This is a genomic window from Cohnella sp. GbtcB17, assembly GCF_019091135.1.
GTDB lineage: Bacteria > Bacillota > Bacilli > Paenibacillales > Paenibacillaceae > Cohnella.
On record NZ_JAGXJW010000007.1, the window covers coordinates 84,295 to 103,553 of the forward strand.

Here is a 19,259-nt window from a genome sequence, read left to right on the forward strand (position 1 = left end):
GCGTTAAGCTTGCTCTCGGCCGTGACCGCGCGCCGGACGGCGAACGAAGACGCCGCTTGCCGCAAAGGCGGCGAGCGAGAGCGCGAGACTGACCGATGCGAAAACGCCGATCGGCATATAACCGCCGAGCTGAACGTACAGCAGGCCGGCAACCCAAGCGCCGAGCGTATTCGCTCCGTTCATGGTGGCGTTGGCGAGACTTGATATCGTGCCGCGCAGCGAGGCGTCGAGCGACGTAAGTGCGCCCATGACGATCGGGAAAAGGATGCCGAGCACGGCGAAAATGATTACGTAGCAAACGGTCGCCAAGGTTAGATGCGGGAGTCGGGGCAACAGCACATACAGCGCGACCAGCAGCGTCATTCCCGCGTACACCATGCCCGCCGCGCCGAAGCGGCGGGACGCGGACGCGCTCACCGTGCTCCCGAGCATATTGCCCAGCCCGAGGAACAGCATGGCGACGCCGATCTGGCCGACCGTCAGCTCGAAGCGATCGGACATCCATTTGCCGGCGAAGGCGAATGCGGTGCCTCCGCCGAGGTGCAAGAGCAAATAGGCGGCAAAGCCGCCGCGGGCCTTGGCGTTGCGAATTAACGGTCGGTAGCGGCTTAGTATGGCGATGCGCCCGATTGACTCCGCTGGCTTGATGTCAGGCAGCTGCCAGAAAGCGAAGGCGGCAAGCGCGAGCGACGCCGCGCCGATCGTCCAGAAAGGCGCCGGCCATCCGCCGGACGCGAGCCAGCTGCCGATCGGCACGCCAAACGCTTGGGAAGCGGCGAGTCCGGCATAGGCGACGCCCATCGTCTTGGCGATTTTGGACGGGGGCATGACGGAGGGGATGTAGGCCCAGATCTGCGGCGCCGTGAACGCGGCGCTGATGCCGGCGGCAAGCCGGAACAAGCACATTGCCCAGAAGCTGTCGGCGAAGCCGCAGAGGAACGTCGATACGGAGAACGCGATCAGGCCGCACAGCAGAACGGTTCGCCGATTCCAGCCGTCGGACAGCGGACCGGCGATCAGGGCGAAGAGGGCGGAGCCCAGCGTATAGGCGCCGAGCATCCAGCCCGTCCATTCGGTCCGGACCCCGAATGCGGCCTGCAGCTCGGGCAGCAGGGGCGAGATGAGGAACGTATCCGTTCCGATCATGAACATGACGAGAAAAAAGAGCAGGGCATACTTGAACATCGGTCGATCACTCCCGGGATAGGTTGCTTGCGGTTCCCATCATAAGTCATAATGGTGACAACAATTGTCATGAACCCGGCAAGCATTTCTCAGGCGAGGAGGAACGTCCGATGCCCAAATCCAAGCGGCTGATGGAGCTGATGATGACCGTCAACCGCAAGCGGCGGTTCAAAGTGCAGGAGCTGGCCGACGAATTCGGCGTGTCGAAGCGCACGATTTTAAGGGATCTTCAGGAGCTCGGCGAGCTTGGCGTGCCGCTCTATTCGGAGGTCGGTCCCCATGGCGGCTACCAGGTCGTCCGGGAGCGCGTGCTGCCGCCGATCGCTTTTACCGAAGAAGAGGCGGTGGCGATGTTTTTCGCGGTGCACGCGCTTCGTCACTACGCCTCGCTGCCGTTCGAGGCCGAGTCGGCTTCGGCGCTGAGCAAATTTTACCTGCACATGCCGGGCGACATCAGGGACCGGATCGACGGCATGAAGCATCGGGTCGACTTCGTGACGCCCGCGCGCCGCGGCGAAGCGCCTTGCCTCGCGACGCTGCTCGATGCGGCCGTTCGGCAGCAGGTGCTTTCGATCGTCTATACTTCGCGGGAGGAGGGCGAGCATGCCAGACGGATTCAACCGGTATGCATTTATGCGAACAACGGTCTTTGGTATTGTACGGCCTATTGTTTTCTCCGAGAAGGCTTCCGCGTATTCCGCTGCGACCGGATCCGCGAGGCTGCGCCTGACCCCGCAGGAACGGCACCGCGCGATCTGGGAGACGTGGCGCTTAGCCGCCGGGAAGCCGCCGAGCCGATCGCGCCTGTCAGGCTTCGCGCTGCGCTGAGCAGGGCGGGCGTGCAGCGCTGCGAGGCGGAGCTGTGGCTCGCGCCGATGCTGGATGTGCGGGAGGACGGCAGCGGCGCCATCGACCGGGACGTGCCCGCAAGCGAGCTCTCTTTTTACGCCGATTTCTTTCTCGGCTTGGGCCGGGAGGCGACCGTAGAAGCGCCCGAGGCGCTGCGGGCAGCGATACGAGACAAGCTATCGGATTTGCTCGAGCGGTACAACTGACCAAATCGCCAAATCATGAGGCCGCGAGTCGTTACCTTCTCCTAACACCTTCGAGTCGGGGCGCGGGAAGCGCTATTTCCGGCAGCAATTCCTTCAGGCGGGCGCTCCCGCCTTTTTGGCGTTCGAGAATGCGCAGCGCAGCTCTGATCTCCCAAGCTTTTCCCGACCACCGGATGCGGTCCGGCTCCGTGTAGCGCTTCAGCATTTGCGAGTCCCCCTTCTGCATGCCTCGCCGGCCGTCGTTGCGATCTTGCATTTGGCCGGACAAGCCTATATGGTTGATCTATGCGCCGGCGAGCCGGCAGATGACATTTAAATGAAGAAGCAGGAGGCCGAAATAATGAGTGCCGAACATAACCGCGCGGGTGGCGAAAAGCACCCGTTTTACGAAGAAACCTTATCGACGGATAAAAGATTCGATGGAAAAATCATTTCCTTGCAGGTGGATACCGTCCGGTTGCCGGGGGGCGGAACGGCGACGCGCGAGATCGTGAGACATCCGGGCGCGGTCGCGGTCATCGCGGTGCACGAGGGCAAGCTGCTGGTTGTCGACCAGTTCCGCAAGCCGCTCGAGCGCATGCAAGTGGAGATTCCGGCCGGCAAGCTGGACGCGGGAGAGGAACCCGAAGCGGCGGCGATTCGCGAGCTTGAGGAGGAGACGGGCTATCGGGCGAGGAGTATCCGGTTCGTGCGGACGTTCGCGACTTCGCCGGGCTTCGCCGACGAGCTGATTCATCTGTATTTTACCGACGATCTCGAAGCGGGCGAGCTGAAGCTGGATGAAGACGAGTTTTTGAACGGCGAGGCGCTGACGCCCGAGCAAGCGGACGAATATATCGCGAGCGGCCGCATCTGCGACGCCAAGACGCTGATCGGCGTGCTCGTCTGGCGCCACTGGCGGCAAACGGGAGCATTCGGAGCGTGAGCGGACTGCGTCCGTGCTTCGCGGACATGCATGTGCATATCGGCAGCAGCGGAGACGGGCGTCCGGTGAAAATCAGCGCGAGCCGGGGCCTTACGTTCCAGGCGATTGCGGAGGAAGCGTCCGAGCGGAAAGGGATCGCGCTGCTCGGCGTCATCGACTGCCATTCGCCTGCGGTACAGGCCGATATCGGTCGTCTGCTCGATACAGGCGAGATGTCGGAGGTGCAGGGTGGCGGCATTCGTTATCGGGACACGGTCATCGTGCCCGGGGCGGAGATCGAAGTTCGCGAGCCGGGCTGGGGCGGCGGCCCCTATCACGTGCTCGCTTACTTGCCGTCGCTGGCCGCTATGAAGGAATGGACGGCCTGGATGTCTCCGCGGATGAAAAACGTAGCGCTAAGCTCGCAGCGCATCCGCGCGACGGGCCGCGAACTGCAGCAGGAGCTGCTCGACCGGGGCGGCTTGCTTGTGCCCGCCCACGTTTTTACGCCGCACCGCGGACTGCTCGGCTGTTCGGCGGATCGGCTGTCCGACCGGCTCGATCCGGACGGCATCGCGGCGGTCGAGCTCGGCCTCAGCGCGGACAGCGCGATGGCCGGCCGACTGTCGCAGCTCGACCGCTACCCGGTGCTAACGAATTCCGATGCCCATTCGACGGGGATGATCGGCCGCGAATGCAACGAGCTGCTCCTCGGCGAGCCTTCGTTCGCCGAGTTCGCTTTGGCGCTGCGCGGGCAAGACGGCCGGCGGGTGACCGCGAACCTCGGGCTGCATCCGAAGCTGGGCAAATATCATGCCAGCTATTGTCCTTCCTGCCGCTCCCCATTGCCGGACGGCGAAGCCGGCGCCGTCTGCCCGGCCTGCGGCAGTGCGCGCCTCGTGACCGGCGTCGACGCGCGAATTTCCCGGCTGGCGGACCGGGATGAGCCCTTTTGGCCCGCGGGCAGGCCGCCATACCGGCATCAGGTGCCGCTTCACTTTTTTCCGGGCGTCGGGCCGAAGATGAGGGAGCGGCTGCTCCGCGAGGTTGGCACGGAGATGGACGTCCTGCACCGGATCGACAGGGAACGGATCGCGGCCGCGGCGGGCGATCGGATCGCGGAGGCGATCCTGGACGCGCGCGCCGGGCGGCTGGAGCTGACCGCGGGAAGTGGAGGAACTTACGGCCGCATCGGCGGCCGCGAGAAGACGCGCACGGACGATCGCGCATAACGGCATCGATCGCGGCATACGTATAGGCGTTGGAACAAGCCTGTGCGGCGGGAGGCGATCGGCCGATGAAGCGCGGCAAGTTGGGGAAGCCGCTTGGCGGCAAGCTGAACCTTTATTTGTTCGTCGGCGTCCTGATCGCCGTCGGGGCGGTATTCGGGGCGCTCGTCGTGAACGCGCTGTCGCTCGAGCAGCAGCAGAGCCTGTCGGACGAGCTCGGCGCCTATCTCGGCGGGACGGCTGCCGGCGCCGAAGCGCCGATCGACGTGTTTCGCGATCGTCTCTTTTTTCATTTGAAATGGCTGGGTCTGATCTGGATTCTGGGCATTTCCGTCGTGGGCAGCCCCTTCGTGCTGGCGCTGGATTTTTTAAAGGGCGTACTGATCGGCTTCGCGGTCGGTTTGACCGTGCGTCACCTGGCGTGGAAGGGCGTGGCCGTGTCGCTTGCCGTCGTTGCGCCTCAAAATTTGGTTATCGTGCCCGCGCTTGCGATCGCGAGCGTGTCCGCGATCCGGTTCGCCTATTATGTCGGACGCGAGCGCCTCTTTCTCGGCAGAGGCCAGCTGCTGCCGCCTTTGGCATCGCACACGGGCACGTCCGCCGCGCTTTTTATCGTGCTCGGCATCGCGGCGATGTGGGAGGCGTTTGTCGTGCCTCACCTCGTAGCTGGCCTGTCCGGCTGGCTGTGACGTTTTCCGTGAAGCTGAGTTTCCCGATTCCGGAATTTGCCGAATCCCGGCATTTGCCGACGATGCGGGTTTGACTTCCTGAAGAGGCTCCCCCTATAATGAAATCAAGTGTGTTTTGGGGCGGAGGGGGAAGGACATGGAAGCCCGTATTGACAAAGTGAAGCAGCAGCTGCAATCGCAGGGCTACAAGCTGACCCCGCAGCGGGAGGCTACGGTCCGGGTACTTTTGGAGAACGAAGAGGACCACCTGAGCGCCGAAGACGTATTTATGCTCGTGAAGGACAAGGCGCCGGAGATCGGCCTCGCCACCGTGTACCGAACGCTCGAACTGCTCAGCGAGATGCATATCGTCGAGAAGATGAATTTCGGGGACGGCGTCGCGCGATACGATCTTCGCACCGATTCGAACAAGCACCATCACCATCATTTAATCTGCGTGCAGTGCGGGACGATGACCGAGATTCTGGAGGACTGGCTGACGCCGCTCGAAGAACGGCTGGAGCGCGAATACGGCTTCAACGTGCTGGATCACCGTCTCGACTTCCAGGGCATTTGCGCCAAGTGCCAAGCGAAGAACGAAGCGGCGACGAAGAGCGCCGAAGAAGCGGCAGCCTCCGGCATTTGACGAATAGAGCGTTTATGACCGTATAAAAAGAGCAAAGCCCCGGCAGGCCACTGCCGGGGCTTTGCGGCGTCATGGGCGTCATGGGCGTCATGGGCGTCGGGGCGTCGGCAGATTCAGAGCAGGTCGCGGATGCGGCCTTCGATTTTCTCGGGCGTATCCGTCGGCGCGTAGCGCTTCACAACCTTGCCGTCGCGTCCGATGTGGAACTTGGTGAAGTTCCATTTGATTTTTCTCGTGCCAAGCAATCCCGGCGCTTCGCGGGTCAAGTGCTTGAATAGCGGGTGCGCATCCTTGCCCTTGACGTCGATCTTGGCATAGAGCGGGAAGTTGACGCCGTGGTTCAACTCGCATGCCTCCGCGATCGCTTCGCCGTCGAGCGGCTCCTGGTTCGCGAATTGATTGCTCGGGAATCCGAGCACGGCGAAGCCCTCGTCCTTATATTTGTCGTACAGCTTCTGGAGGCCCTTGAACTGAGGCGCAAAGCCGCACTTGGTCGCCGTATTCACGATCAGCAGCACCTGGCCTTTGTATTCGGACAGCGGATGTACGGCTCCGCGGGCATCGGACACTTCAATATCGTAGATCGACAATGGAATTCCTCCTCTGTTTGATTTCGCTTTGTTGCAATGTGCGTTGTTTTAATCGGTTTGAATTGTTTTAATCGTTGTTAATTGCTTAAAACGTTTGAATTGCTTTAATCTCGTCAAATTAAATTGTATGCAATTAAAATAAAAAGTCAAGCGTTTGACACCGAAGTTCGGGACATTTAATATTGGATTTGATTCGATTGCAGGCAATTTAATTGTGTATGCCATGAGCGTGCAATAGATGCGCGGCTGCACAGAGAGGAGAGGAGGTTCCATGTCTTCCGAAGAAGTGTTGAAGCTGGAAAATCAAACTTGTTTTGCCGTCTATGCCTGCGCCAAGGAGATTACGAGGCTGTATCAGCCCGTGCTCAAGGAGCTGGGCTTGACCTATACGCAGTACATCGCGATGCTCGCGCTGTGGGAGCGGGACGCCGTCAGCGTGAAGGAGCTTGGCGAGCGGCTGTACCTCGATTCGGGCACGCTGACGCCGCTTCTTAAGAAGCTGGAGGCGCAGGGTCTGCTCACCCGCGCGCGGGATGCCGGCGACGAACGTCAGCTGCTGATCCGTTTGTCGGCGGCGGGCAAGGCGCTGAGGGAGAAGGCGCTTGAGGTGCCGGAAAAGGTGTTTTGCCAGTCGGGCGTGAACGTCGAGATGATGCTTAAAATACGCAGTCAAATGGGCGAGTTGATGACCGCGCTGCAGCCGGTCGCGGCCGCCGATCAGAGAGGGGAATAAACCATGTCCGTTTACGAATTCAAGGCGCCTTCCATCCGGGGCGAGCAAGTCGATCTGTCCGAGTATCAGGACAAAGTGCTCATCATCGCCAACACCGCGAGCAAATGCGCCCTGACGCCGCAATACGAAGGCCTTCAGGCGCTATATGAGAAGTATGGAGACCAAGGCCTGGTCGTCCTGGGCTTCCCTTGCAATCAATTCGCGGAGCAGGAGCCGGGTACGGAAGCCGAGGTCGAGAGCTTTTGCAAGCTGAATTACGGCGTGACGTTCCCGTTGTTCGCCAAGGCCGACGTGAACGGCGACCATGCTTTGCCGCTGTTTAAGTATTTGAAAAGCGAGACCGGCGGCGCCGATATCGCGTGGAACTTCACGAAGTTCGTCATCGACCGCGAAGGCCGCGTCGCGAAGCGCTTCGAGCCGAAGGAAACGCCGGAGACGATGGCCGCGGACATCGAAGCGCTGCTTTAAACCGGCCGACCGTCGCCGAACACCAAAAATCCCCTCGCCGCGAACGAAGGCGGGGGGATTTTTGCGCCTGAGGGCCGGCAGCCGGCCCTTAAGCGGCGCGCGTCGAAGCGCCCGCCGCGCCTACGGACGGCGAGGCCGGCCGCGCTTGCCGCGCGCGACGCTTCCGCCGCCGGCGCGACCCGCATGCTTGGCGCCGAGTGCGGCAGCGGCGGGCGCCACCTGCAGCAGGCCGGCGCCGACCGCCTTGCGACCGCCGGGCAGCGGCTTGGCGGCCGCGACGAGCTTGCGCGCGATGCACGCTGCCGGCGCGCGGCGCGCCAAAGCGCGGAGCAGCGCCGCCCCGCCAGCGGCATGCGGCGACGACATGGAGGTGCCGCTCATGCGCACGTAGCCGCCGCCCGGCGCGGTCGACAGGATGTTGACGCCGGGAGCAGCCAGCGCGATCCCTTTTCCGCGGCTCGAGAACGACGCGACGCGGTTGCCCCTGGTCGTGGCGGCGATGCCGAGCACGCCCGGATATCTGGCCGGCGCATCGATGCGCGCATTGTCAGGACCGTCGTTGCCGACGGATGCGGTCATGACGATGCCCTTGCGCCTCGCGCGGGCGACGGCTTCGCGCAGCACCCGGCTATCCCCCGCCAAGCCGAAGCTCATATTGATGACGTCCATGCGGTTTTTGACGCACCAATCGATGCCTTCGGCGATGTCGGAGACGAAGCCGACGCCGAATTGGTCGAGCGCTTTGACCGCGTACAGCTTAACCCTCGGGGCTGCGCCGTAAATCCGCTTGCGCCCGGTCGCCGCGGCGATGCCTGCGACATGGGTGCCGTGTCCGTTGTCGTCCTTGAACGATCCGCCGTCGATCGTGTTGATGCCTCCGGTGACCTTGAGGTCGGCGTTCGGACCGATTCCGGTATCGACGACGGCGAGTCTTGCGCATGCGCCTTTCGTCCGCCTCCAGACCGGAGGCGCCTCGATGCGGGCGATGTTCCACGGAATTTTGGCGGGATCGATTCGGCATTTGCCTATTGGGCGCGCTGCTCGGCCTCGACCGGAACGAGCCGCCCGGACATGCGCCTTTACGAGCCGGTCTTTCTCGATATAGGCGACGCCGGGATGGCGTTTTAAGGCGGTCCAGTCGACGCCCCTCGGCGCTTCGCAGCCGATTAGGCGGCAGCGCCGCACGGTTTTGACCGGGCGGATGCCCGCCGCTTTCAGATGCTTGATGCAGGCGTCGTAGCCCTTCTTGTTTTTGAGCACGATGACGCTTCTTGTCGTCCGCCTCGCCTTGCCCCCTGCCTTCCATTGCCGGACAAGCTTGCGAATCGCCTCTTTCATGACATTCGCCTCCCCGGTGCGGCATCGCCGCCATTATCGTACGCGAGCAGTTTACGGCCGAGGGGGGCGATTGGTGCCGCGTCCGGGTCGTTGGCCCGGGCATGATCTGCCCTGCGCGCACATACGGTGATTGTAGAAAGGGACGAGCGAGTCGAGGAGGAAGACGCATGGATCGATCGATCGGAAAATGGTGGGACCGTCTGCAATTTACGCTTCTGTTTTTGTCGCTCACCGTGGTTGCCCACTACGCGTACGGCTGGCTGCAAACCGCGTTATCGCCGCTGGACCCTTATCGCGTGCCCGAGGGACGCGCCGAAAAGGTATTCGGCGCCGACGGCTCGAACGCAGGGCCCTCTTCCCAGGCGGACCGGCTTCGACTGTTTTACTGGCTCGGCGAATAGCCCTCGGGGAGGAATCGGGGCCGCTTGCGTGGAATTAACCGGTAAAGGCAAACGAGGAAGGAATATACGACCCCATGAACCAGGACATCCAACCGTTTCTGTCTTATCTGAAGTCGACGAGGCATCTGGCCGCCAACTCGCTGGACGGGTACCGGCGGGACCTGGAGGATCTTGCGCGCGAGCTGCAGGCGCATCACGATATCGTTCGGACGGCGGACATCAAACCCTTTCACCTGTCGTCTTATATGAACAGGCTGAAGGAGCAGGGGCGAACGAACGCCACCATTTCGCGCAGGATCGTCTCCTTCAAGGCCTTTTTTCAGTTTGCGCTCGAGACCGGCCTGACGGCGGCCAATCCCGTGCTGCGGCTCTCCGCGCCCAAAGCCGAGCGCAGACATCCGCGCGCGCTGTCTTTATCCGACGTAGAACGGCTGCTGGAGGCACCGGATCTCGGAGACGAGGCGGGCATAAGGGACAGGGCCATGCTGGAGACGCTATACGCGACGGGGATGCGCGTCACCGAGCTGACGAACCTGAACGTTGCGGACGTGCGTACGGATCTTCGTCTTTTGGCCTGCCGCGGAACGGGCGGACGCGAACGAATGATCCCGATCAGTTCCATGTGTCGCGATTGGATGCTAAAATACTTGCAGGAAGCCAGGCCGAAGCTGCTGCGCGACGGAGCGGTTGAAAATGCTTTGTTTATCAACCATCTGGGCGGCCGGATGACCAGGCAAGGCTTCTGGAAGCTCATCAAGAAACATGCGGCATCGGCCGGCGTCAGCACCGAGGTTACGCCGCATACGCTAAGACACTCGTTCGCCTACCATCTCGTCGACAACGGCGCCGACCTTCGCTCGGTTCAAGAGATGCTCGGGCACGCCGATCTCACGGCGACGCAGGTGTACCAGCCTTCCAGCAAGGCCAAGCTTAGAGACGTATATGACAGCTTTCACCCCCGCGATCGCGGCGGGCGGAGCGAAGCAGAAGAGTGAGCGATTCACGGATACGAGGGAGGACGACAGCATGCCGTTTAAAAGAATAGCCGTCATCGTGCTCGACAGCGTCGGCATCGGCGAGCTTCCCGACGCAGCAGAATACGGGGACGCGGGCGCCCATACGTTGGGGCATATCGCATCGGGACCGACGGGCCTGGCGCTGCCGAATATGAGGCGGCTCGGCCTCGGCAACATCGCCCGATTGGACGATTGGCAGCCGGATGAAGCCCCGACGGCATACTTCGGCAAGATGGCGGAGGTGTCGGTCGGCAAAGATACGATGACGGGGCATTGGGAGCTGATGGGACTCAAGGTGGACAAGCCGTTTAGGACATTTCCGAACGGGTTTCCGCGAGGGCTGATCGAAGCGTTCGAGAAGGAGACGGGACGCAGCGTCATCGGCAACAAACCCGCATCGGGCACTGAAATTTTGGACGAGCTCGGCGCAGAGCAAATGCGCAGCGGATCTTGGATCGTGTATACGTCCGCGGACAGCGTATTTCAGATCGCCGCGCATGAGGACGTCATCCCGCTCGAAGAGCTGTACGAAGCCTGCCGCATTGCCCGTCGGCTGACCAACAAGGACGAATATTCCGTCGGCCGGGTCATCGCCAGGCCCTTCGTCGGCAAGCCGGGCAGCTTCCAGCGCACGTCGAACCGGCACGATTATGCCGTCAAGCCTCCGGAGCCGACCGTGCTGAGCGCACTCAAGAAGGCGGGCAAGCAAGTGATTGCCGTCGGCAAGATCAACGATATTTTTTGCGGCGAAGGCATCACCAAGGCGATTCCGACGAAAAGCAATGGGGACGGCGTGGATACGACGATCCGCCAGCTGGAAAGCTCTTTCGAAGGCTTGCTGTTCACGAATCTGGTCGATTTCGATTCCTTGTACGGACACCGACGCGACGTGGACGGCTACGCCCGCGCGCTCGAAGCCTTCGACGAAGCCCTTCCCGGGCTGCTAGAGCGGCTTGGACCCGACGATCTGCTCGTTATTACGGCAGACCATGGCAACGATCCCGTTCATGCTGGAACCGACCATACGCGAGAGTACGTACCGATTCTGGCGTACGGTCCTTCGCTGCAAAAGCCCGGCGATTTGGGCACCCTTGCGACCTACGCCGATCTGGCGGCCACGATCGCCGACAATTTCGGCGTGCCGAAGACGGCGCACGGGACGAGCTTTCTCTACAAGCTGATTTAATAAACCTACGGGCAAAAAAGGAGCTATTCCATTGGTCTATCCAACAATTCAGATTATCGAAGAAGCTGCGGCTTACATCGCGGAGCGCACGAATCTGCGGCCGGAGGTCGGTCTTATTCTCGGGTCCGGGCTTGGCGTCATCGGCGACGAAATGGAGCAGGCGGTGACGATTCCTTACGAGGATATCCCACATTTTCCCGTATCGACGGTCGAAGGACACGCGGGCGAGCTCATCGTCGGAAGGCTGCAGGGACGTCCCGTTGCGCTGATGCGCGGACGCTTCCATATGTATGAGGGCTACGAGCCCGAGCGCACGGCGCTGCCCGTTCGCGTCATGAAGCAGCTTGGCATCAAGACGCTATTCGTAACGAACGCGGCCGGCGGCGTAAATTTATCGTACGAGCCGGGCAACCTGATGATTATTTCCGATCATCTTAATTTGACGGGGCGCAATCCGCTCGTCGGCCCCAACGACAACGCCCTCGGCGTGCGCTTCCCCGATATGTCCGACGCCTACACGCGCAGATTGCGCGAGATCGCCAAGGAGACCGCTGCTGAGCTCGGCATTCCGGTCCGCGAAGGCGTATACGCCGGACTGCTCGGCCCGAATTACGAGACGCCGGCCGAGATCCGAATGCTGCGGGTCATCGGCGCCGACGCCGTCGGCATGTCCACCGTATCAGAGGTGCTCGTCGCCCGACATTCCGGTCTTGAGGTGATCGGGATCTCGTGCATCAGCAACATGGCGGCCGGCATTCTCGATCAGCCGCTGTCTCACGAAGAAGTCATGGAGACGACGGAACGCGTCAAGCAGCAGTTCATTCGGCTGGTTATGGCGCTGCTGCCGAAGCTTTAATTCGAAGGCAACAGGAGAAGGAGGTCGCTGCGACCATGAGAGCCGTAGACATCATACGCAAAAAACGGTTCGGCGGCGAACTGAGCGAGAGCGAGATCGGCTTTTTGATTGCGGGACTCGTTGACGGCACGATACCCGATTACCAAATTTCTGCGTGGGCCATGGCGGTCTGCTACATGGGCATGACGGACAAGGAAACTGCCGCTCTGACCCTTGCGATGGCCAACTCGGGGGATACCGTCGATTTGTCGCCGATCTCGGGCGTCAAGGTGGACAAGCACAGCACGGGCGGCGTGGGCGACAAAACGACGCTTATCGTCGCGCCGCTTGTCGCGGCTTGCGGCGTGCCGGTCGCCAAGATGAGCGGCAGAGGGCTCGGCCATACGGGCGGCACGATCGACAAGCTCGAATCGATACCGGGATTTCGGACGGAGCTCGGCCGCGAAGACTTTTTCGCGCAGGTCGACGACATCGGCGTCGCGGTCATCGGACAGAGCGGCAATATCGCGCCGGCCGACAAGAAGCTTTACGCCCTGAGGGACGTTACCGCCACCGTCGAATCGATCCCGCTCATCGCAAGCTCGGTCATGAGCAAAAAAATCGCGGCCGGCGCCGATGCGATCCTGTTGGACGTCAAAACGGGTGACGGCGCGTTCATGAAAACGCCCGAGGAAGCCGTCAAGCTTGCTTCGGCAATGGTCGCGATCGGCAGCCAGGTCGGCCGTCGCACCGTCGCGGTCATCAGCGACATGGACCAGCCGCTCGGCCGTACGATCGGCAACGCCCTCGAAGTCCGCGAGGCGATCGAAGTGCTGCGCGGCGAAGGTCCCGACGACCTGCGGGAAGTCTCGCTCGTGCTCGCCAGCCACATGCTCGTGCTTGGCGGCGTCGCGGACGATATCGAATCCGCGCGAACGCGCCTTGAGGCGGCCATATCCTCCGGCGAGGCGCTGCGCAAGTTTGCCGCCTTCGTGGCGGCGCAGGGAGGCGATCCCGGCGTCGCCGACGATTTGTCTCGACTTCCCCAGGCGCCGCTCCGACTGCCCGTATCGGCCGTCATGGAAGGCTTTGTGCTGGCAATCGAGGCCGAAGCCGTCGGCTTGGCCGCCATGACGCTAGGCGCGGGACGCGCGACCAAAGACGACGCGATCGATTACGCCGTCGGCATCGAGCTTGCGGCGAAACCGGGCGATTTTGTGCGCGAAGGCGACCTGCTCGCCACGCTCTACGTTCGAGCCGACGACGAGCGTGCGGCCAGCGCCGTCGAAACAGTACGCGGCGCCTATCGGCTAGGCGCGGAGCGGGGTCCTGACAGGCCGCTGCTTCACGGGATCGTGCATCAATAAGTAGATAAAGCGTTACAATAGTTGCTCCGCGTGTTCTTAGGCCCTTTCATTTCGAAAGGGTTTTTTTTGATGGGAATAAATGGATGACCCATGGCGAATAAATCATGCTCTGACGCGTTTCCGGGCTTATTCCGTTCGCTCAGCAGAAGTTTTTAAAGGGCTTGACAGTCCATTAATAACCAATTTAAAATGAGAACATAAGTTCTTATTTGGCGGGTGAAAAACGAATGTTGATCGCATTTCCGGAAGGACCCTGGGAGTCGTGGACCGAAGCGCAGTGCGTTGAGGCGCTCCGTCAGGCACGCTGGCCTGACGGCTTTCGCTGTCCGGTTTGCCGTTATCCGCATTACTCCGTTATTCGGACCCGGAGACATCCTCTCTATGTTTGCTCCTCCTGTCGCCATCAGACGTCGATCACGGCTGGGACAGCCATGCACGGTACGCGCACCCCCTTGCGCTGCTGGCTCAGAGCCATGCAGTGGCTCGGAGACGAATCGACATCGGTCGAACTCGCCGAGCTTTTAGGCGTGACCTACAAAACGGCTTGGCTGATCGGACACAAGCTGAGAGACGCGTTGACATTGGAGGCTGACGAGAAGAAGCTTTCCGGCGACGTGGCAGTGACGGGGGGCGTATACGGATGGCGGTGCTATTCAAGCCTGATTCCGGAGCCGACGGATCAGCCTATCGTGATCGGCGGAGAGATGAACGGCGAATCCGTTCTGTTTGTGAAGCTTGTTCAAATGGATCCTCGTCTTGCAGGCAAGTCGCGTTTGTTGACCCGATATGTATACGATGTTTTTTCCGAGGTGCACGTCGAGACGGAGTTTAAAAAGGTGAAATCGTTCGCCTATCGCGGCATGCGCAGTCTAAAGCCGTTATCGGCCGTTCTGATGCATGCCATGAACTGGTTTGACCATACGCTTCAAGGGCTTGGACCGAAGCACTTGCAAGCTTATTTGCATCATCAATCGTTTGTTCATAACTTTTCTCATAGTCGAACGCGAATGCAGAGCCATATTTTACGCTTATCGAGTTCCGTTCGATCGATTACGTATAGAGAGTTGACGCAGAAGAAGCGCATTTTCGCAAATTATCGCCAGGTGGCGTAACCGGTGTTGTTCAAATGGTGCATATTTCGTGAAATGCTTCGCGCCTCATTGCGCGCAGGTACAATTGCACACACCAGCATTGGTACACCAGCATTGGTACACCAGCATTGGTACACCAGCATTGAGCATACCAGCATTGAGCGAAGGGGATAAGCCCGGAAACGTGTCACGAAGTGTTTCTCCATTAGCACGATCCATAAATTACCACCCCAATCTTCGCTCTCTCCCATCGGCTTTTTCCCCGCCTATTTAGAATCCGCCCCACAACTTGGAATATGATGCAGATGCTGCGGGCACACTAGTTCTCAAGACGATTCCAGGACGGCGACTTGGCCGGCCGGCAGGAGGGACATCATTCTTGAGCCACCAGCAACTTAAACTTCACAGACGTCCTTGGGGGCGGGCGCTGACGCTTAGTCTCGCGGCTTCGCTGCTCATCCCCGCATCGGCTTGGGCGAAGGAAAGCGCTGCGCCGCCTTCCGGGGGTCCTCAGACGGATCTCGCGGCGAACGCGCGCTCCGCCGTGATGATGGATGCCGATAGCGGCACCGTCGTCTATGAGAAAAACGGTCACACGGCATTGCCGCCGGCGAGCATTACGAAAATTATGACGATGCTGCTCGTCATGGAAGCGATCGACGACGACCGCCTCAAGCTGACGGACCAGGTATCGACCAGCGAGTATGCCGCTTCGATGGGCGGATCGCAAATTTTTCTGGAGCCCGGCGAGCAGATGACGGTTAACGACATGCTTAAAGGCGTGGCGATGGCTTCCGGCAACGATGCATCGGTGGCACTTGCAGAAAAGCTGGCGGGCAGCGAAGAAGAGTTCGTCAAGATAATGAACAAACGCGCGGAAGAGCTTGGTATGAAGGATACCCGATTTGCGAACTGCAACGGACTTCCTGCGGCGGGACACGTATCGTCTGCGCACGATATCGCAGTGATGTCGAGAGAGCTTCTGAAGCATCCGGAGATTACCAAGTATACGGGAGCCTATCAGGACTATCTTCGTAAAGACAAAGAAAAACCGTTCTGGCTCGTCAACACGAACAAACTTGTGCGCTTTTATCCGGGTGCAGACGGTCTGAAAACCGGCTTCACAAGCGAAGCGAAGTTCTGCTTGTCGGCGACCGCAAAGCGTGACAATCTCCGCATGATCGTCGTGGTGATGGGAGAGCCCAATACGAAAACCCGCAATGCGGAAGTGTCGAAGCTGCTGGATTATGCGTTTTCGCAATATTCGAACGTACAGATCTATAAGGCCGGGGATACGATCGGCAAGCTCAAGATCGAAAAAGGCGAATCCGCGGAGCTGCCTTTGACGGCGAAGCATTCTTACAGCGTGCTCGTGCGAAAAGGCGAGGGCGGCAAGGAGATTCGCCACGAGCTGGCGCTGCAGGACAAAGTTACGGCGCCGATTGCGGCTGGCCAGCAGGTCGGCAAGCTGATCGTGTACCGGGGCAACGAGGTGCTCGCGGAGTTCCCGATCGAAGCGCCCGAGCATGTAGACAAGGCGGGCTATTGGACGCTGCTCAAACGTTCGACGGGCAAACTGTTTTTAGGCGGGAAGTGAAGGAACGCAAGGCGGCGGGACGAAAAATCGTCTCCGCTGCTTTGCGTATTTTGTCGCCTTTTCAAAGGCTTCTTCTAGTTTTGTCGGAGGGCAGGAATAGGGAGGCGATTCGTAGAAAGGTATGCATCTACCATAAACTTGAAGGCGCATGAGAGGAGAATCGGAAATGAGCTTGCAGGTGGAACTGGAGCAGCAGCGCAACGTGCTCATCGTTCGCTTGAGAGGGGAATTGGACCATCACACGGCGGATATCGTTCGCTTTAAGATGGAGGATGCGATACTGCGCGGCAGGTGTGACCACGTGGTGCTCAGCCTGAGGGACCTGCAGTTCATGGACAGCTCGGGTCTCGGCGTCGTACTGGGGCGCTACAAGCTCGTCAAGGGCCGCGGCGGCCGCATGGTCGTCTGCGATGCGCACGACAACGTCAAACGGCTGTTCGAGCTGTCGGGCTTGTTCAAGATTCTATCGTTCTATGACAATGAGCGTTCGGCGCTGGCCGGTCTGGAGGTCGTATCATGAGCATCGACAACCATATGAAGCTTTCCTTTGCCGCAAGATCTGAAAACGAAGCGTTCGCGAGGGTCGCGGTTGCCGCCTTCGTGTCCCAGCTCGATCCGACGATGGACCAAATCAACGATATCAAAACGGTCGTATCCGAGGCGGTCACCAACTCTATTATTCACGGCTACGACAACGATCCTGCGGGAATCGTTCATCTAGAGGTAGAGATCGCGGGCGATACGATCTCGATCCTCATCCGCGACGAAGGAAGAGGCATCGAGGACCTCGATATTGCGCGGCAACCGTTGTTCACGTCGAGACCCGAGCTCGAGCGCTCGGGCATGGGCTTCACGATCATGGAAAACTTCATGGACGAATTCGAAGCGACGAGCGCGCCTCGGCAAGGGACGAGCCTACGAATGAAGAAGCGAATCGAGTCCAAAAAAGCATTGTTCAACTAATACCGCGGCAGGGGTTGGGGGCATGGATATCGAATGGAAACGATCTTCGCCGCCGGGTTATCTTGAAGATGCGGAGGTCAAAAGGCTCATCGCGCTCAGTCAATCGGGCGACAGTTCGGCTCGGGACACGTTGGTGTCGAGCAATATCAGGCTTGTCTGGTCCGTCGTGCAGCGCTTCGCCGGCCGCGGCTACGATCCGGACGATTTGTTCCAGATCGGATGCATCGGGCTGCTGAAGTCGGTGGACAAGTTCGACCTCTCTTACGAGGTCAAGTTCTCCACCTATGCGGTGCCGATGATCATCGGCGAAATTCAACGTTTCCTGAGAGACGACGGGACGCTGAAGGTCAGCCGGTCGCTGAAGGAAATGGCGGGGAAGGTGCGAAAAACGAAGGACGAGCTGTCCAAGGTGTTAGGTAGACAGCCTACCATTGGCGAAGTCGCCGAACGGCTTGGCGTGACGCCGGAAGAAATTGTGTTCGCCCAGGAGGCCAACAAGCCGCCGACCTCGATTCACGAGACCGTTTTCGAGAATGACGGCGACCCGATCACGCTGATGGACCAGATCTCGGACGATGCGCAGGAGAAGTGGTTTGACAAGCTCGCGCTGACGCAGGCCATTCAGGCGCTGTCGGAAAGGGAGCGGCTGATCGTATACTTGCGGTATTTTCGCGACCAGACGCAATCCGAAGTCGCCGGCCGACTCGGCATCTCCCAGGTGCAGGTGAGCAGACTGGAGAAAAAAATACTGCAAAGCATCAAGGAGCAAATCGCCCAATAAACGCGCACATCGATGCGCGAGTGGATGGCTAGCTTCAAGACCGTTCGCCCGTCTTAGCGGGTCGCACGGTCTTTTTGCTTTGGGAGCGGATGGGATGGCTGGCGTTGCTTCATACTACATGGAAACGATCGCTGGAGGTGCGGCGGTTGAAGGCCGGTATCGTATATTTACGTTTGCGAAGACGCGTCGAGGTGCTGCCTGGCGCAGTCATTAAACTTGGGGATATCGCATCGATCGAGACCGATCGCCGTTACGCGGACCGCATTCGCGAATTGATCGTCTGGAAAATGCGGCCGGAAGACGGGAACCTGCTGATGATCGACATGCTTCAGATCGTGCGGCTGATTCGTCGCTTCGATCCCGATCTGACTGTCGAAACGTTCGGCGAGCCGCATGTGTTGCTTGAAACGACGCCAAGCGGAAAGGTAAAGCCGAGGTACGTGCTACTCGTCGCCGCATGGCTGCTGCTTTTTTTCGGATCGGGCATGGCTATCATGAACTTCCATGCGGACGTGGATATGCCGGTCGTCCAGCGGCGAATTATCGAATTGCTGACAGGGCGCCCGGACCGTCACGCCTGGTTGTTCGAGGTTCCTTATTCGCTCGGCGTCGGACTCGGCATGCTCATCTTTTTTAACCGCGTCTTCCGCAAGAGGCTGAACGACGAGCCGAACCCGTTGGAGGTCGAGATGTTCATGTATCAGGAAAACGTAAACCACTACGTCATCACGGAAGAATATGCCAAAACTCGTGAAAGGGAGGCGGGACCGGATGCGTGAGCTCGGAGGCGAAGCGCTCGTGGCGATCGTCGGCCTGTCGGGCGGATTCGCGGTCGGAAGCGCGTTCGTTGCGCTGCTCATCGTACTGGATCTCGTGCCCAGACTTGTTCAACTGACGCGGGCGTATAGGCGCTCGGCGATTTTCGAGTCTGCGCTGCTTGCGGGCGTCATCGGCTTCAACTGTGCGGATCTATTCGACTGGCGGCTGTCGCTGGGGAAAGGCTGGCTGCTCGCGCCGGCTGTTTTCCAGGGCATCTTCGTAGGCATGCTGGCAGCCGCTCTGACCGAGGTGCTCAACGTCATCCCGATCGTCGCCAAGCGACTGAAGCTCGGGCCTTATCTGTTCGCGCTGCTGATGGCGATGGTGCTCGGAAAGGTTGCGGGCTCGCTGGCGGATTGGCTGTTGTTCCAACCGATGCATGAATGA

Annotated in this window: 23 protein-coding genes and 1 pseudogene; 20 read left to right on the top strand and 4 right to left on the bottom strand. The window is 60.2% G+C overall.

The genetic code is table 11. The features are described from left to right. Window positions 1-3: 3 nt before the first annotated feature. Window positions 4-1,185 carry an MFS transporter gene (locus KVT38_RS05505; RefSeq protein WP_217592687.1) on the bottom strand — a complete coding sequence of 394 codons (1,182 nt, stop codon included), beginning with the start codon at window positions 1,183-1,185 and terminating at the stop codon, window positions 4-6. 110 nt (window positions 1,186-1,295) lie between these two features. On the opposite strand from KVT38_RS05505, the gene KVT38_RS05510 reads away from it, so the two are divergent. Beyond that, entirely contained in the window at window positions 1,296-2,240 is a 945-nt protein-coding gene (locus KVT38_RS05510) for a helix-turn-helix transcriptional regulator (protein ID WP_217592688.1), read from the top strand. Window positions 2,241-2,271: 31 nt separating this feature from the next. Here KVT38_RS05510 and mciZ read toward each other — a convergent pair whose 3' ends face one another. Further along, window positions 2,272-2,445: a Z-ring formation inhibitor MciZ gene (gene mciZ / locus KVT38_RS05515; RefSeq protein ID WP_217592689.1), complete on the bottom strand. Its 174-nt coding sequence runs from the start codon at window positions 2,443-2,445 to the stop codon at window positions 2,272-2,274. A 135-nt stretch (window positions 2,446-2,580) separates the two neighbouring features. On the opposite strand from mciZ, the gene KVT38_RS05520 reads away from it, so the two are divergent. The 4 genes from KVT38_RS05520 (at window position 2,581) to fur (ending at window position 5,687) form a co-directional block, all read left to right on the top strand. Further along, window positions 2,581-3,165, top strand: coding sequence for an NUDIX domain-containing protein (locus KVT38_RS05520; RefSeq protein WP_217592690.1), 585 nt, complete (start codon window positions 2,581-2,583; stop codon window positions 3,163-3,165). Further along, window positions 3,162-4,376: an endonuclease Q family protein gene (locus KVT38_RS05525; RefSeq protein WP_368859055.1), complete on the top strand. Its 1,215-nt coding sequence runs from the start codon at window positions 3,162-3,164 to the stop codon at window positions 4,374-4,376. Before KVT38_RS05520 ends, KVT38_RS05525 begins: the two co-directional genes overlap by 4 nt. A 65-nt stretch (window positions 4,377-4,441) precedes the next feature. Then, the gene (gene spoIIM / locus KVT38_RS05530) at window positions 4,442-5,062 is read left to right on the top strand and encodes a stage II sporulation protein M (RefSeq protein WP_217592691.1); all 621 of its coding nucleotides are present in this window, start codon (window positions 4,442-4,444) and stop codon (window positions 5,060-5,062) included. 136 nt (window positions 5,063-5,198) lie between these two features. Beyond that, window positions 5,199-5,687, top strand: a complete 489-nt coding sequence (gene fur, locus KVT38_RS05535; protein WP_217592692.1) for a ferric iron uptake transcriptional regulator — start codon at window positions 5,199-5,201, stop codon at window positions 5,685-5,687. A gap of 113 nt (window positions 5,688-5,800) precedes the next feature. Here fur and KVT38_RS05540 read toward each other — a convergent pair whose 3' ends face one another. After that, window positions 5,801-6,277 (bottom strand): glutathione peroxidase, encoded by a 477-nt coding sequence (locus KVT38_RS05540; RefSeq protein WP_217592693.1) that lies wholly within the window; start codon window positions 6,275-6,277, stop codon window positions 5,801-5,803. Window positions 6,278-6,548: 271 nt separating this feature from the next. Between KVT38_RS05540 and KVT38_RS05545 the strand changes: the two genes are divergently transcribed. After that, a complete protein-coding gene (locus tag KVT38_RS05545) occupies window positions 6,549-7,010 on the top strand; it encodes a MarR family winged helix-turn-helix transcriptional regulator (protein ID WP_217592694.1) in 462 nt (153 codons plus the stop codon). Window positions 7,011-7,013: 3 nt separating this feature from the next. Further along, window positions 7,014-7,478, top strand: coding sequence for a glutathione peroxidase (locus tag KVT38_RS05550; protein ID WP_217592695.1), 465 nt, complete (start codon window positions 7,014-7,016; stop codon window positions 7,476-7,478). Window positions 7,479-7,598: 120 nt separating this feature from the next. On the opposite strand, the gene KVT38_RS05555 is transcribed toward KVT38_RS05550, so the two are convergent. Further along, the gene (locus KVT38_RS05555; protein WP_217592696.1) at window positions 7,599-8,816 is read right to left on the bottom strand and encodes a S8 family peptidase; all 1,218 of its coding nucleotides are present in this window, start codon (window positions 8,814-8,816) and stop codon (window positions 7,599-7,601) included. Between the two features lie 167 nt (window positions 8,817-8,983). Here KVT38_RS05555 and KVT38_RS05560 point away from each other — a divergent pair, with 167 nt between their 5' ends. The 13 genes and pseudogenes from KVT38_RS05560 (at window position 8,984) to KVT38_RS05615 (ending at window position 19,259) form a co-directional block, all read left to right on the top strand. After that, entirely contained in the window at window positions 8,984-9,217 is a 234-nt protein-coding gene (locus KVT38_RS05560) for a DUF4227 family protein (protein ID WP_217592697.1), read from the top strand. A gap of 74 nt (window positions 9,218-9,291) precedes the next feature. Beyond that, window positions 9,292-10,212 carry a site-specific tyrosine recombinase XerD gene (gene xerD, locus KVT38_RS05565; protein WP_217592698.1) on the top strand — a complete coding sequence of 307 codons (921 nt, stop codon included), beginning with the start codon at window positions 9,292-9,294 and terminating at the stop codon, window positions 10,210-10,212. 31 nt (window positions 10,213-10,243) lie between these two features. Continuing rightward, entirely contained in the window at window positions 10,244-11,419 is a 1,176-nt protein-coding gene (locus KVT38_RS05570; RefSeq protein ID WP_217592699.1) for a phosphopentomutase, read from the top strand. Between the two features lie 31 nt (window positions 11,420-11,450). Further along, window positions 11,451-12,275, top strand: a complete 825-nt coding sequence (locus KVT38_RS05575) for a purine-nucleoside phosphorylase (RefSeq protein ID WP_217592700.1) — start codon at window positions 11,451-11,453, stop codon at window positions 12,273-12,275. A 35-nt stretch (window positions 12,276-12,310) separates the two neighbouring features. Beyond that, complete coding sequence (locus KVT38_RS05580; RefSeq protein WP_217592701.1) at window positions 12,311-13,621, top strand: pyrimidine-nucleoside phosphorylase; 1,311 nt, start codon at window positions 12,311-12,313, stop codon at window positions 13,619-13,621. 227 nt (window positions 13,622-13,848) lie between these two features. After that, window positions 13,849-14,016 (top strand): annotated as a pseudogene (locus tag KVT38_RS35525) (transposase); the annotation flags it as partial. Window positions 14,017-14,094: 78 nt separating this feature from the next. Further along, window positions 14,095-14,733 carry a hypothetical protein gene (locus KVT38_RS05585; RefSeq protein ID WP_254639017.1) on the top strand — a complete coding sequence of 213 codons (639 nt, stop codon included), beginning with the start codon at window positions 14,095-14,097 and terminating at the stop codon, window positions 14,731-14,733. Between the two features lie 406 nt (window positions 14,734-15,139). Then, window positions 15,140-16,309: a D-alanyl-D-alanine carboxypeptidase family protein gene (locus tag KVT38_RS05590; RefSeq protein WP_217592781.1), complete on the top strand. Its 1,170-nt coding sequence runs from the start codon at window positions 15,140-15,142 to the stop codon at window positions 16,307-16,309. A 166-nt stretch (window positions 16,310-16,475) separates the two neighbouring features. Beyond that, on the top strand, window positions 16,476-16,829 hold the full coding sequence (spoIIAA, locus tag KVT38_RS05595; RefSeq protein WP_090112966.1) for an anti-sigma F factor antagonist: 354 nt from the start codon (window positions 16,476-16,478) through the stop codon (window positions 16,827-16,829). Beyond that, window positions 16,826-17,272: an anti-sigma F factor gene (gene spoIIAB, locus KVT38_RS05600; protein WP_217592703.1), complete on the top strand. Its 447-nt coding sequence runs from the start codon at window positions 16,826-16,828 to the stop codon at window positions 17,270-17,272. The genes spoIIAA and spoIIAB overlap by 4 nt, the downstream gene beginning before the upstream one ends. A 22-nt stretch (window positions 17,273-17,294) precedes the next feature. Further along, window positions 17,295-18,053 (top strand): RNA polymerase sporulation sigma factor SigF, encoded by a 759-nt coding sequence (gene sigF / locus KVT38_RS05605; protein WP_090112963.1) that lies wholly within the window; start codon window positions 17,295-17,297, stop codon window positions 18,051-18,053. Window positions 18,054-18,157: 104 nt separating this feature from the next. Continuing rightward, window positions 18,158-18,832 (top strand): stage V sporulation protein AA, encoded by a 675-nt coding sequence (locus KVT38_RS05610; protein WP_254639019.1) that lies wholly within the window; start codon window positions 18,158-18,160, stop codon window positions 18,830-18,832. Continuing rightward, entirely contained in the window at window positions 18,825-19,259 is a 435-nt protein-coding gene (locus KVT38_RS05615; protein WP_217592705.1) for a stage V sporulation protein AB, read from the top strand. Before KVT38_RS05610 ends, KVT38_RS05615 begins: the two co-directional genes overlap by 8 nt.

Coding starts and splice junctions, on each gene's coding strand:
- spoIIAB (WP_217592703.1), top strand. CDS start 16,826: ATGAGCATCGACAACCATATGAAGCTTTCCTTTGCCGCAAGATCTGAA.
- mciZ (WP_217592689.1), bottom strand. CDS start 2,445: ATGCTGAAGCGCTACACGGAGCCGGACCGCATCCGGTGGTCGGGAAAA.
- fur (WP_217592692.1), top strand. CDS start 5,199: ATGGAAGCCCGTATTGACAAAGTGAAGCAGCAGCTGCAATCGCAGGGC.
- xerD (WP_217592698.1), top strand. CDS start 9,292: ATGAACCAGGACATCCAACCGTTTCTGTCTTATCTGAAGTCGACGAGG.
- KVT38_RS05510 (WP_217592688.1), top strand. CDS start 1,296: ATGCCCAAATCCAAGCGGCTGATGGAGCTGATGATGACCGTCAACCGC.
- KVT38_RS05505 (WP_217592687.1), bottom strand. CDS start 1,185: ATGTTCAAGTATGCCCTGCTCTTTTTTCTCGTCATGTTCATGATCGGA.
- KVT38_RS05570 (WP_217592699.1), top strand. CDS start 10,244: ATGCCGTTTAAAAGAATAGCCGTCATCGTGCTCGACAGCGTCGGCATC.
- KVT38_RS05555 (WP_217592696.1), bottom strand. CDS start 8,816: ATGAAAGAGGCGATTCGCAAGCTTGTCCGGCAATGGAAGGCAGGGGGC.
- KVT38_RS05615 (WP_217592705.1), top strand. CDS start 18,825: ATGCGTGAGCTCGGAGGCGAAGCGCTCGTGGCGATCGTCGGCCTGTCG.
- spoIIM (WP_217592691.1), top strand. CDS start 4,442: ATGAAGCGCGGCAAGTTGGGGAAGCCGCTTGGCGGCAAGCTGAACCTT.
- KVT38_RS05560 (WP_217592697.1), top strand. CDS start 8,984: ATGGATCGATCGATCGGAAAATGGTGGGACCGTCTGCAATTTACGCTT.
- spoIIAA (WP_090112966.1), top strand. CDS start 16,476: ATGAGCTTGCAGGTGGAACTGGAGCAGCAGCGCAACGTGCTCATCGTT.
- sigF (WP_090112963.1), top strand. CDS start 17,295: ATGGATATCGAATGGAAACGATCTTCGCCGCCGGGTTATCTTGAAGAT.
- KVT38_RS05520 (WP_217592690.1), top strand. CDS start 2,581: ATGAGTGCCGAACATAACCGCGCGGGTGGCGAAAAGCACCCGTTTTAC.
- KVT38_RS05580 (WP_217592701.1), top strand. CDS start 12,311: ATGAGAGCCGTAGACATCATACGCAAAAAACGGTTCGGCGGCGAACTG.
- KVT38_RS05550 (WP_217592695.1), top strand. CDS start 7,014: ATGTCCGTTTACGAATTCAAGGCGCCTTCCATCCGGGGCGAGCAAGTC.
- KVT38_RS05545 (WP_217592694.1), top strand. CDS start 6,549: ATGTCTTCCGAAGAAGTGTTGAAGCTGGAAAATCAAACTTGTTTTGCC.
- KVT38_RS05585 (WP_254639017.1), top strand. CDS start 14,095: ATGCAGTGGCTCGGAGACGAATCGACATCGGTCGAACTCGCCGAGCTT.